The sequence below is a fragment of the Actinomadura sp. DC4 genome (genome assembly GCF_030406325.1).
Taxonomy (GTDB): Bacteria; Actinomycetota; Actinomycetes; order Streptosporangiales; family Streptosporangiaceae; genus Actinoallomurus.
Genome location: NZ_JAUEQY010000064.1, coordinates 1 through 16338 on the forward strand (window position 1 = coordinate 1; position 16338 = coordinate 16338).

Annotated in this window: 6 protein-coding genes; 2 read left to right on the plus strand and 4 right to left on the minus strand. The window is 74.7% G+C overall.

From position 1 onward, the window contains the following. Positions 1 to 2076: KR domain-containing protein (locus QWU11_RS46755; protein WP_290121077.1), on the plus strand; the 2076-nt coding region annotated here is incomplete at its 5' end. A 26-nt stretch (positions 2077 to 2102) separates the two neighbouring features. Then, the gene (locus QWU11_RS46760) at positions 2103 to 3050 is read left to right on the plus strand and encodes an RNA-binding protein (RefSeq protein WP_290121078.1); all 948 of its coding nucleotides are present in this window, start codon (positions 2103 to 2105) and stop codon (positions 3048 to 3050) included. A 4-nt stretch (positions 3051 to 3054) separates the two neighbouring features. Here the strand turns inward: QWU11_RS46760 and QWU11_RS46765 are convergent, their stop codons facing one another. The 4 genes from QWU11_RS46765 to QWU11_RS46780 all read right to left on the minus strand — a co-directional run. Further along, complete coding sequence (locus tag QWU11_RS46765; protein WP_290121079.1) at positions 3055 to 3465, minus strand: nuclear transport factor 2 family protein; 411 nt, start codon at positions 3463 to 3465, stop codon at positions 3055 to 3057. A gap of 29 nt (positions 3466 to 3494) precedes the next feature. Beyond that, positions 3495 to 3944: a nuclear transport factor 2 family protein gene (locus QWU11_RS46770; RefSeq protein WP_290121080.1), complete on the minus strand. Its 450-nt coding sequence runs from the start codon at positions 3942 to 3944 to the stop codon at positions 3495 to 3497. Further along, entirely contained in the window at positions 3929 to 14143 is a 10215-nt protein-coding gene (locus QWU11_RS46775) for a type I polyketide synthase (protein ID WP_290121081.1), read from the minus strand. The genes QWU11_RS46770 and QWU11_RS46775 overlap by 16 nt, the downstream gene beginning before the upstream one ends. A gap of 29 nt (positions 14144 to 14172) precedes the next feature. Then, on the minus strand, positions 14173 to 16338 hold a 2166-nt coding region (locus QWU11_RS46780), incomplete at its 5' end, for an SDR family NAD(P)-dependent oxidoreductase (protein ID WP_290121082.1).

A 16338-nucleotide genomic window follows, 5' to 3' on the forward strand; every position in this document is an offset into this window, starting at 1 on the left:
TCCTTCCAGCACCAGCGGTACTGGCTGCCGGACGTCGCGCCGCCCGTCTCGGCCGCCGGGCCGGTGGACGAGGAGGAGGCGCGGTTCTGGGCGGCGGTCGAGCAGGCGGACGCGAGCGGGCTCGCGGGCACGCTCGGCGTCGACGACGCCTCCCTCGACGCGGTCCTCCCGGCGCTGTCCCGGTGGCGGCGTGAGCGCCGTGACCGATCCGCGGTCGACTCCTGGCGCCACCGCGTCGAGTGGCGGCCGGTCGACCTCCCCGACGACGACGTACCGGCCGGATCGTGGCTCGTCGTCCGGCCGCCGGGAGCCGCCGAGGACTGGGCACGGGCGTGCACCGCCGCGCTGGAGGCCGGCGGCGACACGGTGCGTCACCTCGACCCGGCCGACCTCACCGCCGCCCTGCTGGAAGAGGAGACACCGCCGGCGCGCGTGCTGTCGCTGCTCGCCCTCGACGAGCGCGAGGACGGCCTTCCAGGGTTCGCGAGCACCCTCACGCTTCTCCACGCCATGGCCGGCGCCGGGACGGAGGCGACCCTGCACGTGGCGACGCGCGGCGCGGTCGCGGCCGGCGATGACGGCGTCCCGGAGCATCCCGCCCAGGCGCGGCTGTGGGGGCTCGGCCGGGTGGCGGCCGTCGAGCATCCCACCGTCTGGGGCGGGCTCGTCGACCTGCCGCCCACGCCGGACGATCTCGACCCGGCGCGGTTCCGTACCGCGCTCGCACGCGAGGACGAGGCGGCGCTCCGCCCGGCCGGAGTGTTCGGGCGGCGGCTGGTGGAGGACCCGCTCGGGGCCGGTGAGCCGTCCCCGGACCGGCGCCTGGGCGGCGCCGCGCTCGTCACCGGCGGCGGACCGGCCGTGCTGGTCGCGCGGTGGCTGGCCGGCCAGGGCGCCGAGCCCGTCTTCCTCCTCGACCCCGCCGGGGCGGAGGCACCTGTGACCCCGGGCGTGACCGTCGTCGACGAGGTCCCGGCCGACGTCGCCATCGGAACGCTCGTGCACGCCTCGGTCTCCGGTGAGCCGGCATCCCTGGCCGAGACGGACCCGGCGGCGCTGGCCGAGGCGATCCGCGCGGACGTGGACCGCGTCCTGGAGGTCGAGGACAGCTGCCGCCTGGGCCCCGGCGACACCATCATCTACTTCTCCTCGATCGCGGCCGTCTGGGGCGGCCGGGACCACGGCGCGTACGCGGCCGCGAACGCGCACCTGGAAGCCCTGGCCCAGCGGCGCCGGGCCGAGGGCGTACACGCCGTCTCGGTGGCCTGGGGCCTGTGGGACGTACCGGACGACGAGGAGGGGCAGGCCGGGCAGGCGCGCCCGCACATCGAGCGCGCCCGGCGCCAGGGGCTGCCGCCACTGGACCCCCGGCTGGCGTTCGCCGCCCTGCACCGGATCCTGGAGCGGGACGACCCGTACACCGTCATCGCCGACGTCGCGTGGCAGCGGTTCGCGCCGCTGTTCACCGGCGAGCGCCGTACGCGGCTGTTCGACGAGGTGCCCGCGGCGCTGGAGGTGATCGAGGCCGCGCGGGAGGACGACGACGGCGCGGCGGAGGCGACCGAGGCGCTGCGGCGGGAGCTCGCGGCGCGGCCCGAGGCCGAGCGGCACGGCGCGGTGCTGACGCTGGTGCGCTCGCACGTGGCGAGCGTGCTGCGGTACGCGGGCGCGGAGGCGGTGGATCCGCAGCGCCCGTTCAAGGACCTGGGCTTCGACTCGCTCGCGGCGGTCGAGCTGCGGAACGGCCTGCGGACCGCGACCGGGCTGCGGCTGCCGGCCACGCTGGTGTTCGACCGCCCGTCGCCGGACGCCCTGGCGCGCTGGCTGCTGGCCGAGGTGCTGCCGGCGGACGCCGGGGCGGCGCTTCCGGCCCTCGGCCGCCTGGACGATCTGGAGGCGGCGCTGGCCGTGCTGCCGCCGGAGGACCTGCGGCGCAGCGGCCTGGTCGACCGGCTGCAGACCCTGCTGTGGAGGTACACGGACAGCGCCGTCACCGCCGACGACGACGAGGCGGACCTGGAGGCGGCGACGGCCGACGAAATGTTCGCCCTGATCGACCGCGACCTCGGCGCCTGACCGGCCTTCGTGGCAGGATCACCGGCGTGCTGCCGTATGTGTACCGGGTCACCAAGTACGACCCGGCGGACCGCGACGAGCACGGACACTACGTCGGTGCCGAGGACGACGTCAGCGACCACGGTCCGGTCGAGGCGGCCTATCTGGAGGCGGTGGCCGCCTTCACCGCCGACGCAGGCATCCGGCGGCTGTTCGTCCGCGAACCCGGGCTGTTCGACCTGGGCCTCGAGTCGCCGGTCTCGGGGAACGGCCTCGCCGGTCTGTTCCCCGACGGGCTGTCCGGCTATCACGACGGCGCGGAGGTCTCGGTCGAGGTGGGGCTGGAGCTGGTACGGGGGATGCTGCGCGAGAGCGGCGTCTGGTGCCGGCTGGAGGTCGAGGGCCGGTTCTCGGTACACGTCGGCTGGGACCAGTACGTGTACGTCGGCGCCGCCCGCCCGTGCGAACGCGCGCCGGCCCGTACGCGCGCGCTCGGCCTGTTCCCCGAGCGGCTCGCGCGGTCGCCGTACGAGGTGGACCTGGAGGCGGACGAGCGGCGTCCCGCCGACGGCGCGTTCTGGGAACGGGTGGCCGCGCTCGTCGCGACCGGCCGGGCGGGTCTCCTGGAGGAGAACCCCGTCTCGGGCGTCTCCCGCTGGCACCGGCTCGTCGTAGGCGGGATCGAGGAGGTCCGGGCGCGGCTCGCGCCCCGGGTCCGCGTGTCCGTGTGGCCGGGCCTGTCCGCCGATCCGGCCGCGGTGCTCGCCTCACTGCCCGGCGATCGCCTGACACGGCTGGTCTGGGAGGACCGGGACGGGCGGATCCGCCACCGCGTCACGGACGAGGCGAGCCCCGGCCTGCCCGACGGCGCACGCGCGGCGACGGCCCTCTCCTACGACGGCGAACGGCCTCCGCTGCTCGCCGCCGTCCTGCCCGACGAGGACGGCGTCCTCCGCGCCCGCTGGGGGACCGGAGGCGACCAGGATCACCGATGACCGGTCACACCGCCTGCGGGGCGGGGTCGGCGCGGCGTCCCTCGCCGAGGGACAGGTCGGTCATTCCCCAGAACGCCCGTACGTGGTGGCCCAGACCCTCTTCGTTGAACTCCACGATGCCGATGATGTGGAAGTTCATCACCGCAGGGGTGCGCAGGACCACCTTCGTGCGCGTGACGACGAACCGGCCGCACATCGACGTCACCGACTCCTGGGGCGTCTCGTGCACCTGGTTCTCGACGGACATGACCAGGTGCCTGCGCAGGGCCTCCCTGCCGATCGTCGGCGGCCGGCCCACCGGGTCCTCGAACACGACGTCGTCGGTGAACAGGTCCAGGGCGCCTTCCACGTCGCCTTCGTTCAGCAGCCGTGCGTACTCCTCGGCCATCTCCTTGCGGAACGCCTCGTCGGGCATGGGCACCTCCTCCTAGGTCGGCCGGCGGATCAGTCGATGACTTCGATGTCGGATTTACCCCAGAACACCTGCGCCTCGCGGATCAGGCCGGTCTCATCCACCCGGAGCAGCAGCATGGAGTTGCGCCGCAGGCGCTTGCCCGCGGGGTCTGCCGGGGGGACCAGCCAGCCGCGTTCGGCGAAGACGGGACCCAGGGGGAGGTAGTCCATGGTCGCGGTGATCGGGATGAAGGCGTGCGCGCCGTCCTGCGCCGCGGTCGGCTCGCCGGGGACCTCCCGCAGGCCCGCGGCGAATGCCTCCTCGAAGTGGGCGCGCAGGGCGTCCCGGCCGGTCCGCCGCTCCCAGCCGACGGGATCGGCGAACGCGACGTCGTCGCCGTACAGCTCCAGGAGCGCCTCCACGTCCCCGGCGTTCACGCGACGGCAGTGCTCCAGCGCCAGTTCCTTGCGGCCTCGCTCACTGATCAGCGCGCTGTCCAACTCGTCTCTCCCGTGTTCGTGCCTCGTCCGAGGTCGCGGTCGATGAAGTCCAGGATCTCGTCGGCGGTGGCGGTCTCCAGGCGGTCGGTGTCGGTCTTCTCCTTCACCGCGACGCCGCCCTGCTCCTCCATCCGCAGCAGGGTGTCCTGCAGCCGTCTGGTCAGCGCCTCACGGGCCGCGTCGTCGCGGCCGGCGACGGCCAGCAGAGAGCGTTCCAGCCGGTCCACCTCGCCGAGCATGGGGGCGAGCGGGTCGGCCTCCGGCGGGTCGAGCTCGGCGAGCAGATGGTGGGCGAGGGCCCCCGGGCCGGGGTGGTCGAAGATGAGCGTGGCCGGCAGCCGCAGCCCGGTGGCGGCGGAGAGCCGGTTGCGCAGTTCGAGGGCGGTCAGCGAGTCGAAGCCCAGCTCCTGGAACCGCTGCGCGGGGGCGACCGTGTCGGCGTCCTCGTGCCCCAGCACCGTCCCGACGTTGGCGAGCACCAGGTCCAGGACCGTCCGCTCCCGGTCGGCGTCGGACATCGTGGCCAGCCGGCGGGCCAGGTCGGGCGAGGCCGGCGCGCCCCCCTGCGGTGCCGCGCCGCGAAGGAGCCGGCGCAGCACGGCCGGCGCCTCGTGGGTCTGCGCCTGGCGGCGTATCTGCGCCAGGTCCAGGCGGACGGGCGCGAGCAGCGGCCGGTCGTCGGCCAGCGCGACGTCGAACAGGGACAGGGCCTGCTCGGCGCTCAGCCCGATGACGCCCGTACGGGTGTGGCGGACGCGGTCCGCCTCGGTGAGCTGTCCCCACATGCCCGTCTCCTGCTCCCAGAGCCCCCAGGCCAGGGACGTCGCCGGCAGGCCGAGGGCGTGCCGGTGCTGGGCGAACGCGTCGAGGAAGGCGTTGGCCGCGGTGTAGGAGCCCTGGCCCGCGCCGCCGATCAGCCCCGCGACCGAGGAGTACAGCACGAACGCCGACAGGTCCAGGTCGCGGGTCAGCTCGTGCAGGTGGGCCGCCCCGTCGGCCTTGACGCGCAGCACGGCGTCGAGCTGATCGGGGGTCATCGACTGGATGGTGGCGTCGTCGACGATGCCGGCGGCGTGCACGACGGCGGTGAGCGGGTGCTCGCCGGGGACGGCCGCCAGCAGGCCGGCCAGCGCGCCACGATCGCCGACGTCGCAGGCGGCGACGGTGACCTCCGCGCCCTGGGCGGTCAGCTCGGCGGCCAGGTCGGCGGCGCCGGGAGCGTGGAGCCCGCGGCTGCCGACGAGCAGGAGCCTGCGCACGCCGTGCGCGGCGACCAGGTGGCGGGCGCACAGCGCGCCGAGCGCGCCGGTGCCGCCGGTGATCAGCACGGTGCCCTCGGGATCCAGCGGCGAGGACGGGACGAGCCCCTCCTCCCGTTCGTGGCGGACCATACGCGGGACGAACGCGTCGCCGTCGCGCAGCGCCAGCTGCGGCTCTTCCGAGGCCAGGGCCTCACGGACGGCGAGGTGGGAGACGTCCTGCCCGTCGAGGTCGAGCAGGACCAGCCGTCCCGGGAACTCGATCTGCGCGCTGCGCACCAGGCCCCACAGCGTCGCGCCGGCCAGGTCGCCGACGTCGTCGCCGGGGCGGGTCGCGACCGCTTGGTGGGTGGCCACGACGAGCCGCGCGCCGTCGAACAGGGGGTCGCCGAACCAGTCCTGGAGCAGCGAGAGCAGCTCGGCGCCGGTCCGCCGGAGCCGGTCGAGCGGGTCGTCCCCGTCCTGCGGGCCCGCGACGACGGCGATGACCTCGTCGGCCACGGGATCTCCGGCCTCGGCGGCCGCGCGGAGCCCGGCCAGGTCGCCGTACACGGCCGCGTCGGGCATGGCCCGGGCCAGCGCGCCGCCGTCGGGCGCGAGCACCGCGTACCGGAAGGCGGATACGCCGGCGGGGACGGTGAGCGGCGTCCAGTCGAGCCGGAACAGCGCGTCGTCGTTCCGGGCGCGGGCGATCCGGCCGGCGGAGACCGGCCGTACGATCAGCGACTCCAGGGTGATCACCGGCGCGCCGGTGGGGTCGGCGGCGGTGAGGGCGAGCCGGTCCGGCGCCCCGCGGGTGATCCGTACCCGGAGCGTGGTGGCGGCGGTCGCGTGCAGGCGCAGCCCGGTCCACGAGAACGGCAGCAGGACCTCGTCGGTGTCGCCCGCCGCCGCGCCGGCGTCCAGCAGCAGCGCGTGCATGGTGGCGTCGAGGAGGACCGGGTGGACGCCGTAGTCGGCGGCACGTGCCCGTTCCCCCTCGGGCAGCGTCACCTCGGCGTAGACCTCATCGCCCAGCCGCCACGCGGCGACGAGCGCCCGTGTGGCGGGACCGTACTCGTGACCGGCCGCGGCCAGCTCGTCGTAGGGGTCCCCGGTGGTGATCGGTTCGGCCCCGGGAGGGGGCCACGCGCCGTCGAGACCGGCGGGCGGGTCCTGCGGCCGCTCGGGCGAGAGCAGGCCGGTCGCGTGCCGCGTCCAGGCGGGCTCCTCGTCCTCGTCCTCGCCGGTCGGCCGGGAGTGGACGCTGATGGGCCGCATCCCGGTCTCGTCCGGCGAGCCGACGACGACCTGCAGCTCGACGGCGTCGTCGTCGCCCACGACCAGCGGGCTCTCCAGCGTGAGCTCGGCCAGGTGGTCGCAGCCCGCTCGCGCCGCGGCGTACAGGGCCAGCTCGACGAAGGCGGAGCCGGGCAGCAGGACGCTGCCCATCACCCGGTGCTCGGCCAGCCACGCGTGGGAGTCCTGGGAGACCCGGCCGGTGAACAGCAGGGTCTCCTCGCCGGCCGGCTCCACCGCGGCGCCCAGCAGAGGGTGCCCGGCGGCGGTCAGGCCGAGGCCCACCGGGTCACCGGCGGTGTAGGCGGGCGCGTCCAGCCAGTAGCGCCGCCGCTGGAAGGCGTACGAGGGCAGCGGGATCCTCCGCGGCGGCGGGTCGGCGGGGAACCGGGGCGTCCAGTCCACCTCGGCTCCCGCGGCGAACGCCTGCCCGAGCGCCCGGATGAGCTGCTCCGTGCCGCCGTGGTCGCGGCGGAGCGTGGGCAGGGCGGCGCCGTCCGTACGGGCCAGGTCGATGCACTCCTCGATGCCCGGCGTCAGCACCGGGTGGGGGCTGGCCTCGATGAACAGGCGGTGGCCGTCGGCCAGCAGCGCGGCGACGGTGTCGGCGAACCGTACGGGCCGGCGCAGGTTGGTGATCCAGTAAGCGGTGTCCAGGCCGGCGGTGTCGTGGGGCGCGGCGGTGACGGTGGAGTAGAACGTGACCCGCGCCTCCTGGGGCGTCACCCCGTCCAGCGCGGTGGTCAGCTCGCCGGTGATCTGGTCGATCTGCGGGCCGTGGGAGGCGTAGTCGACGTCGATCACCCGGGCCCGCAGGTCCTGGGCCTGGGCGTCGGCGACGACGGCGGCGACCTGGTCGGGCGGGCCGGAGATCACGGTGGCGGACGGGCCGTTGACCGCGGCGACCGTGACGTCCGGGGTCTGGGCCAGCAGTTCGGCCGCGCGTTCCTCGCCGACGCCGAGGGAGGCCATCGCGCCTCCGCCCGAGAGCCGGCGCAGGGCCTTGCTGCGGACCGCGACGATCTTGGCGGCGTCCTCGATGGAAAGGGCTCCGGCGACGCAGGCGGCGGCGATCTCTCCCTGGCTGTGCCCGATCACCGCGGCCGGGACGACGCCGTGGTCGGCCCAGACGGCGGCCAATGACACCATGACGGCCCAGAGCACCGGCTGCACGACGTCCACGCGGGCCAGCTCGGAGCCGTCGCCGCGGATCACGTCGGCGAGCGACCAGTCCACGTACGGGGCGAGGGCCTGCTCGCACTCGGCCATGCGGGCGGCGAAGACCGGCGACTCGTCGATCAGCCGGGCGCCCATGCCGGCCCACTGCGAACCCTGCCCGGGGAACACCAGGACGGGTCCCGCTCCGGTCGTGTCCGCCACGCCCGTCACGACGCCGGCGTCCGGCTCGCCGTCGGCCAGCGTGCGCAGGGAGCCCAGCAGCCGTTCCCGGTCCTCGCCGACGACCACGGCGCGGTGGTCGAACGCCGACCGCGTCTCGACCAGGGACCAGCCGATGTCGGCGGGGGACAGGTCAGGGTCGGCGGCGATGTGGCCGGCCAGCCGCCGGGCCTGCGCGTGCAGGGCCTGGCCGTTGTGGCCGGAGACCACCCAGGGCACGGGGCGGTCGCCGGACGGCGGCCGCGGGGTCTCGGGCTCGTCGGGCGCCTGTTCGAGGATGAGGTGGGCGTTGGTGCCGGAGATGCCGAACGCGGAGATGCCCGCGCGGCGCGGCCGGCCGGTCTCCGGCCAGGGGGTGTGCTCGGCGAGCAGGCGTACGGCGCCGGAGTCCCAGTCGACGTGGTCACTGGGCCGGTCGATGTGCAGGGAGGCGGGGAGAAGGCCGTTCCGCATGGCCATGACCATCTTGATGACCCCGGCCACACCGGCGGCCGCCTGGGTGTGGCCGATGTTGGATTTGATCGAGCCGAGCCACAGCGGCCGGTCCGCCGGGCGCTGCCGCCCGTAGGTGGCCAGGAGCGCCCGGGCCTCGATCGGGTCGCCCAGCGTGGTCCCGGTGCCGTGGGCCTCCACCACGTCCAGCTCGTCCGGCGACGTCCCTGCGTTGGCGAGCGCCTGCCGGATGACCCGCTCCTGCGAGGGGCCGTTGGGCGCGGTCAGGCCGTTGCTGGTGCCGTCCTGGTTGATGGCCGAACCGCGGACCACGGCGAGGATCCGGTGGCCGTTGCGCTGGGCGTCGGAGAGCCGTTCGAGCATGACGAGCCCGACGCCCTCGCTCCAGCTCGTGCCGTCGGCGGCGTCGGCGAAGGGCTTGCAGCGGGCGTCGAGGGCGATCCCGCGCTGCCGCGAGAACTCCACGAACGAGACCGGCGTGGCCATCACGGTCGCGCCCCCGGCCAGCGCGAGCGAGCACTCGCGCTGCCGCAGCGCCCGGCAGGCCATGTGCATCGCGACCAGCGAGGCCGAGCATCCGGTGTCCACCGTCACGGCCGGACCCACCAGGCCCATGATGTAGGAGATGCGGCCGGACGCCACGCAACCCAGGTTGCCGGTGCCCATGTAGCCCTCGACCTCGTTGAACCGTTTTCCGACGAGCGTCAGGTAGTCGAAGATGGTGAGCCCGGCGAAGACTCCGGTGTCGCTGCCGTCGAGGGTCTCGCGGTTGATGCCGGCGTTCTCGATGGTCTTCCACGCGGTCTCCAGGAGGAGCCGCTGCTGGGGGTCCATCGCGATGGCCTCGCGCGGGCTGATGCCGAAGAACGCGGCGTCGAACTCGTCCGCGTCGTAGACGAACCCGCCTTCGCGTACGTAGCTGGTGCCCGGCTTGCCGCGGTCGGGGTCGAACAGGGCCTTCAGGTCCCAGCCCCGGTCCGTCGGGAACTCCCCGATCGCGTCCCGGCCCTCGACGACCAGGTCCCAGAGGTCGTCGGCCGACCGCACCCCTCCCGGATAGCGGCACGCCATGCCGACGATCGCGATCGGCTCGTCGTCGTCCCCGCCGGACCCGGTGGCGCGCACCGGGGTGACGGCCGGCGCCTCCGCCGGCCGCTCGCCGAGCAGCTCGGCCTTGATGTACTCGGCGAGATCCTGCGGCGTCGGGTGGTCGAAGAGCATCGTGACCGGCAGTTCGAGCCCGGTCGTCTGGCTCAGCTGGTTGCGGAGCTGGACGGCGGTGAGCGAGTCGAAGCCGAGCTCCTGGAACGGCTTGTTCGCCGGGATCGCGTCCGCCCCGGAGTGCCCGAGCGTCGCGGCCGCCTCCGTGCGCACGTGGTTGAGCAGGATCTGGTGGCGCTGCGACGGCGACGCGCTCTCGAGCTGCTGCCCGAGGGGCGTCACGGCGGTGCTCGCCTTGGGTCCGCTCGGCGCGGTCGCGGGCCGCCGGTTCTCCGGGAGGTCGGCGAGGAGAGGGGCCGGGCGCGCGGTGGTGAAGGTGGGCGTGAACTGAGCCCAGTCGAAGTTGGCGACGCTGAGGTTGGTGGCGCCGGCCGTGATGGCGTGGTGGAGGGCCTTGGTGGCCAGGTCGGGGTGGATCGGGCCCAGGCCGAAGCGGGAGAAGAACGCCAGCGTGGTCTCGTCCGCGGCGATTCCGGCCTGGCTCCACGGGCCCCACGCGATGGAGGTGGCCGGCTGCCGGGCGGCGTGGCGGTGCTGGGCGAGGGCGTCGAGGTAGTGGTTGGCGGCCGCGTAGGCGCCCTGCTGCCCGCTGCCCCAGGTGGCGGCCCCGGAGGAGAACATCAGGAAGGTGGTGACCGGGTGGTCCCGGGTCAGCTCGTGCAGGTGCGCGGCGGCGTGCGACTTGGGGCCGAGGACGTCGCGCAGGTCGGCGGGGGTGAGATTGGCGATCGGGATGTAGTTGGGCACCCCGGCCGCGTGGAAGATGGTGGTCAGGGGCTGGTCCGCGGGGACCTGCCGCAGTGTCTCCTCGAGCTGGGCGCGGTCGGCGGCGTCGCAGGCGGCGACGGTGACGGTGCCGCCCAGGCCCCGGATCTCCTCGGCCAGCTCGGTGGCGCCGGGGGCGTCCGGTCCGCGGCGGCCGGTGAGGATGAGGTGGGGTGCGCCGGCGGCGGCGAGCCAGCGGGCGAGGTGGGCGCCGATGCCGCCGGTGCCACCGGTGATCAACGTCGTGCCGGTGGGTTTCCAGCCGGCGGGCAGGCTCGGCGTGGCGGGCGCGTGCCGCATCCGGCGTGCCAGCACGCCCGTGGGCCGGATCGCCACCTGGTCCTCCGGCTGGCCGGGGGTCAGGACGGAGGCCACCCGGGCCGCCGTGCGCTGGTCGATCGTGGCGGGCAGGTCGATGAGGCCGCCCCAGAGTTTGGGGTGTTCGAGCGCCGCGACGCGTCCCAGGCCCCAGACCTGCGCCTGGATGGGGCTGGTGAGGGGGTCGGCGGCGGTGGTGGCGACGGCGCCCTGGGTCACGGACCACAGGGGCGCCGTGAGGTCGGTGTCGGTCATGGCCTGGATGAGGGCCGTGGTGGCCGACAGCCCGGCCGGTACGGCCGCGAACTCCGCGTGCGGCGACTCGTCCAGGCCGAGCAGGCTCACCACGCCCGCGGGCTCCACGTCGGAGGCGAACTCCGCCAGCCGGCCGGTGAGCGTCTCACGGTCGAGTTCGTGCCGCTCGAGCGTGTGACGCGCGGCGGTGGCCCCGCCGGCGCCCAGCGCCCGCAGTACGACGTGCACGGCGGGGTGGTCCGAATGCGCCGCCGGGACGAGCACCAGCCACGTGCCGGCGACCGCGGGCGCGGTGAGGTCGGAGACGTGCTTCCAGGCGATCTCGTACCGCCAGGAGTCGATCGTCCGCCGCTCGCGGTGCTCCCGCCGCCACTCCGACAGCGCGGGCAGCGCAGGGCGGAGCGCCGCGACGCTCTCCTCGTCGTCCAGTCGCAGGGTGTCGGTCAGCGCGTCGATGTCGTTGTTCTCGATCGCCTGCCACAGCTTCGTCTCGACGGGGTCGTCCCCGCCGGCGCCGGGCTGCCCGGCCGCGGGCGGCTCCAGCCAGTAGCGTTCGCGCTGGAAGGAGTAGGTGGGGAGGTCGACGACGCGGGGCGGCGGGTCGGCGGGATACCAGCGGGTCCAGTCGATGACGGCGCCGTTGCCGTGGGCCTGGGCGAGGGCACGCGCGAGCTGCGTCAGGTCGCCGTCGTCGCGCCGCAGCGTGGGGACGGCCACGGCCGTGGTGCCGGCCTGCTCGGCGCACTCTTCGACGCCCGGCGTCAGCACCGGGTGGGGGCTCGCCTCGATGAAGATCCGGTAACCGTCGGCGAGCAGGTTCCCGATCGCGTCGGCGAACCGTACGGGCCGGCGCAGATTGCTGATCCAGTACGCGGTGTCCAGCGTCGCGGTGTCGATCCGGGTTCCGGTGAGCGTGGAGTAGAACGAGATCTCGGCCTCGGACGGGGTGATCCCCGCGAGGGTCTCGGTGAGCTCATCGGTGATCTGGTCGACCTGAGGGCCGTGGGAGGCGTAGTCCACGTCGACCATCCGCGCCCGCACTCCCTGTTCCTGGGCGGTCGCCACCACCTGACGTACCCGGTCGGGCGGGCCGGAGATGACGGTGGACGAGGGGCTGTTGACCGCGGCCACCGTGACGCCGTCGACGAGCAGCGGTTCGGCCTGGTCGGCGCCGATGCCGAGGGAGGCCATGGCGCCCTGGCCGGACAGCCGGCGGATCGCCCTGCTGCGCAACGCCACGACCTTGGCGGCGTCCTCGATCGACAGCGCTCCCGCGACGCAGGCGGCGGCCATCTCGCCCTGGCTGTGCCCGACGACCGCCGCGGGGGTGACGCCGTACTCGGCCCATACCGCGGCGAGGGAGACCATGACCGCCCACAGCGCGGGCTGTACGACGTCGACGCGTGACAGTTCGGAGCCGTCGCCGCGGATCACCTCGGAGAGCGACCAGTCGACGTACGGGGCCAGGGCCTGTTCGCACTCGGCCATGCGCGCTGCGAAGGCCGGTGACTCCTCCAGCAACCGGGCGCCCATGCCGGCCCACTGCGAGCCCTGGCCGGGGAACACCAGCACCGGGCCGGGCCCGGCCGGGCCCACCTGGCCGTGCACCACGTCGGGGTGTGCCTCACCGCGTGCCAGCGCCGCCAGGCCCGCGTACGGGTCCCGGCCCGCGACCACCGCTCGATGGTCGAAGTCCGACCGCGTCGTGACCAGGGACCAGCCGATCTCGGCGGGGGACAGGCCGGAGCGGGCGGTGACGTGCTCGGTCAGGCGCCCGGCCTGCGCGCGCAGTGCCTGGGCGGTGTGGCCGGAAAGGACCCAGGGGGTGAGGCCGCCGGGGGAGGCCGGCTCGGGCGCCTCGGACGTCTCGGGGGCCTGCTCGACGATGAGATGGGCGTTGGTGCCGGAGATGCCGAACGCGGAGATGCCCGCGCGGCGCGGGCGGCCGGTCTCGGGCCACGGAGTGTGCTCGGCCAGCAGGCGTACGCCGCCGGAGTCCCAGTCGACGTGCCGGCTGGGCCGGTCGATGTGCAGGGAGGCGGGGAGGAGGCCGTTCCGGATGGCCATGACCATCTTGATGACCCCGGCCACGCCCGCCGCGGCCTGGGTGTGGCCCATGTTGGACTTGATCGAGCCGAGCCACAGAGGCTCGCCGTCGGAGCGGTTCTGCCCGTACGTGGCGAGGAGGGCCTGGGCCTCGATGGGGTCGCCGAGAGTGGTCCCGGTGCCGTGGGCCTCGACGGCGTCCAGTTCGGTGGGGGACAGTCCCGCGTTCGCGAGCGCCTGGCGGATCACGCGTTCCTGCGAGGGGCCGTTGGGCGCGGTCAGGCCGTTGCTGGTGCCGTCCTGGTTGACCGCCGAGCCGCGGATCACCGCCAGGATCCGGCGGCCGTTGCGTTCGGCGTCCGACAGCCGCTCCAGCATGATCAGCCCGACGCCCTCGGCCCAGCCCGTGCCGTCGGCGGCGTCGGCGAACGGCTTGGCCCTGCCGTCGGGTGCAACGCCGCGCTGCCGGGAGAACTCGGTGAACGCGCCGGGCGTGGCCATGATGGTCGCGCCCCCGGCCAGCGCGAGCGAGCAGTCGCCGTCGCGCAGCGCCTGTGAGGCCAGGTGGATCGCGACCAGCGACGACGAGCAGGCGGTGTCCACCGTCGTCGCGGGGCCCTCCAGCCCGAAGGTGTAGGAAATGCGGCCGGACGCCACGCTGCCGAGGTTGCCCGTGCCGATGTAGCCCTCGACGTCGCTGGACGTCTGGGGGACGAGCATCATGTAGTCGTGCGCGCTGACGCCGGTGAACACCCCGGTGTCGCTGCCCGCCAGCGCCGCGCGGTTCAGCCCCGCCCGCTCCGCCGCCTCCCACGCGGTCTCCAGGAGGAGCCGCTGCTGGGGGTCCATGGCGATCGCCTCGCGCGGGCTGATGCCGAAGAACGCCGCGTCGAACTCCCCGGCGTCGTACAGGAACCCGCCGTCGCGTACGTAGCTGGTGCCGGGGTTCTCCGGATCCGGGTCGAACAGCGTGTCCAGGTCCCAGCCCCGGTCCGTCGGGAATGCGGAGATGACGTCCGCGCCGTCGGTCACCAGCCGCCAGAGGTCCTCCGCGGACCGTACCCCGCCGGGAAACCGGCAGGCCATGCCGATGATCGCGATCGGTTCGGGCTCGGCCGACTCCAGCTTGTCCAGACGTTCGCGTGCCGCCCGCAGCTCCGCGGTGACCCACTTGAGATTTTCGAGAAGCTTTTCCTCGGTCGACATGCGGTCGGGCTCCTTCGAGGCATGGGCGGTCAGGACTTACCGAACTCTTTGGAGATGAGCTCGAACATGTCGTCCGCCGTCGCCGTCTCCAGGTCGCCGCGCGAGGCGGCCGGGTCACCGGTCAAGGTGGTCAGCAGGGATCGCATCCGTACGGCGATCCGCCGGCGCGAGGCGGCGTCCACCTCGTCCGACGCGCACGCCGCCTCCCATCGGTCGAGCGTGGCCAGGATCGAGCCCTCGGTGGGCGTGTCCTGGTCGACGAGCTCGCCGTGCAGGTACTCGGCGAGCTCATGGGGCGTGGGCTGGTCGAAGACCAGGGTGGTCGGGAGGTGGAGTCCGGTGCTGGCATTGAGCTGGTTGCGCAGCTGGACGGCGGTGAGCGAGTCGAAGCCGAGCTCCTGGAACGGCTTGTGCGGGGGTACGGCGTCGCGTGACGGAAGACCGAGGGTGGCGGCCGTCTGGGTCTGCACGTGCTGCAGGAGCAGCTGTGCCCGCTGGGCGGCCGACGCCGCGGTGAGCTCCTCGACCAGGGGCGTCACCGCGCCGCCGCCCGGCGCGGCGGCGGCCTGCCGGTTCTCCGGGAGGTCGGTGAGCAGGGGCGCCGGGCGTGCGGTGGTGAAGGTGGGCGTGAACTGGGCCCAGTCGACGTCGGCGATGGTGAGGGTGGTCGTGCCGGCGGTGACGGCCTGGTGGAGGGCCTTCGTGGCCAGGTCGGGATGGAGGGGGCGGATGCCGAAGCGGGACAGGAAGTCGGTGGAGGCCTGGTCGGCGACCATCCCGACGTCGCTCCAGAGCCCCCAGGCCAGCGACGTGCCGGCCTGATGACGCGTACGGCGGTGCTGGGCGAGGGCGTCGAGGTAGTGGTTGGCGGCCGCGTAGGCGCCCTGCTGCCCGCTGCCCCAGGTGGCCGCGCCGGAGGAGAACATCAGGAAGGTGGTGACCGGGTGGTCCCGGGTCAGCTCGTGCAGGTGCGCGGCGCCGTAGGACTTGGGGCCGAGAACCTCGCTGAGCGTCGCCGGGGTGAGGTCGGCGATCGGGACGTAGCTCGTCACCCCGGCCGCGTGGACGACCGTGGTCAGGGGCTGGTCCGCGGGGACGAGCCGCAGTGTCTCCTCGACCTGCGCGCGGTCGGCGGCGTCGCAGGCGGCGATGGTGACGCCGGCGCCCAGGTCCTTGAGTTCCCGCACCAGCTCGTCCGCGCCCGGGGCCTCTGGTCCGCGGCGGCCGGTGAGGATGAGGTGGGGTGCGCCGGCGGCGGCGAGCCAGCGGGCGAGGTGGGCGCCGATGCCGCCGGTACCGCCGGTGATCAGCGTCGTGCCGGTGGGCTTCCAGCCGGGACCCGGTCCGTGCTCTCCGGGCGGCGCGTGCTCCAGGCGCCGCGCCCAGACCGCCGAGGAACGGACGGCGACCTGGTCCTCGGGCTGCCCCGGAGCGAGCAGCGCGGCCAGCCGGTCGGAGGTGGTCCGGTCGATGGTGGCGGGGAGGTCGACGAGGCCGCCCCAGAGTTTGGGGTGTTCGAGTGCCGCGACGCGTCCCAGGCCCCAGACCTGCGCCTGGACGGGGTTGGTGAGAGGGTCGGCGGCGGTGGTGGCGACGGCGCCCTGGGTGAGTGACCACAGCGGCGTGGTCCCGGTGTCGGCCATGGCCTGGATGAGGGCCGTGGTGGCCGACAGCCCGGCCGGTACGGCCGCGAACTCCGCGTGCGGCGACTCGTCGAGACCCAGCAGGCTCACCACGCCCGCCGGCTCGGCCTCGGCGAGGTGGGCGGTGAGCGTCTCCTTCGTGGCGCGCGGCGCGTCGACGGCCTGACGCACCACCGTGGCGCCGCGGCCTTCGAGGGCGCTCACGACGGCGTCGGCCGCCGGCGAGCCGGAGTGCGCCTCCGGGACCAGCAGCAGCCAGGTGCCGGACGGGCCGGCGGAGGCGGGGACCCGGACGTTCTTCCACGTGATCCGGTAGCGGCCGGAGTCCAGCTCACTCTGCTCGCGGTGCTTGCGCCGCCACTCCGACAGGGCGGGCAGGGCCGGGCGGAGCGCCGCGGCGGCGTCCTCGCCGTCCAGGCCGAGCGTGCCGGCCAGCGTGGCGACGTCGTTGTCCTCGATCGCCTGCCACAGCCGCGCCTCGTCCTCGTCGTGCGCCCCGCCCGCGACGGCGGAGGTCGCGCGCTCCACCCAGTACCGCTGAGGCTGGAAGGG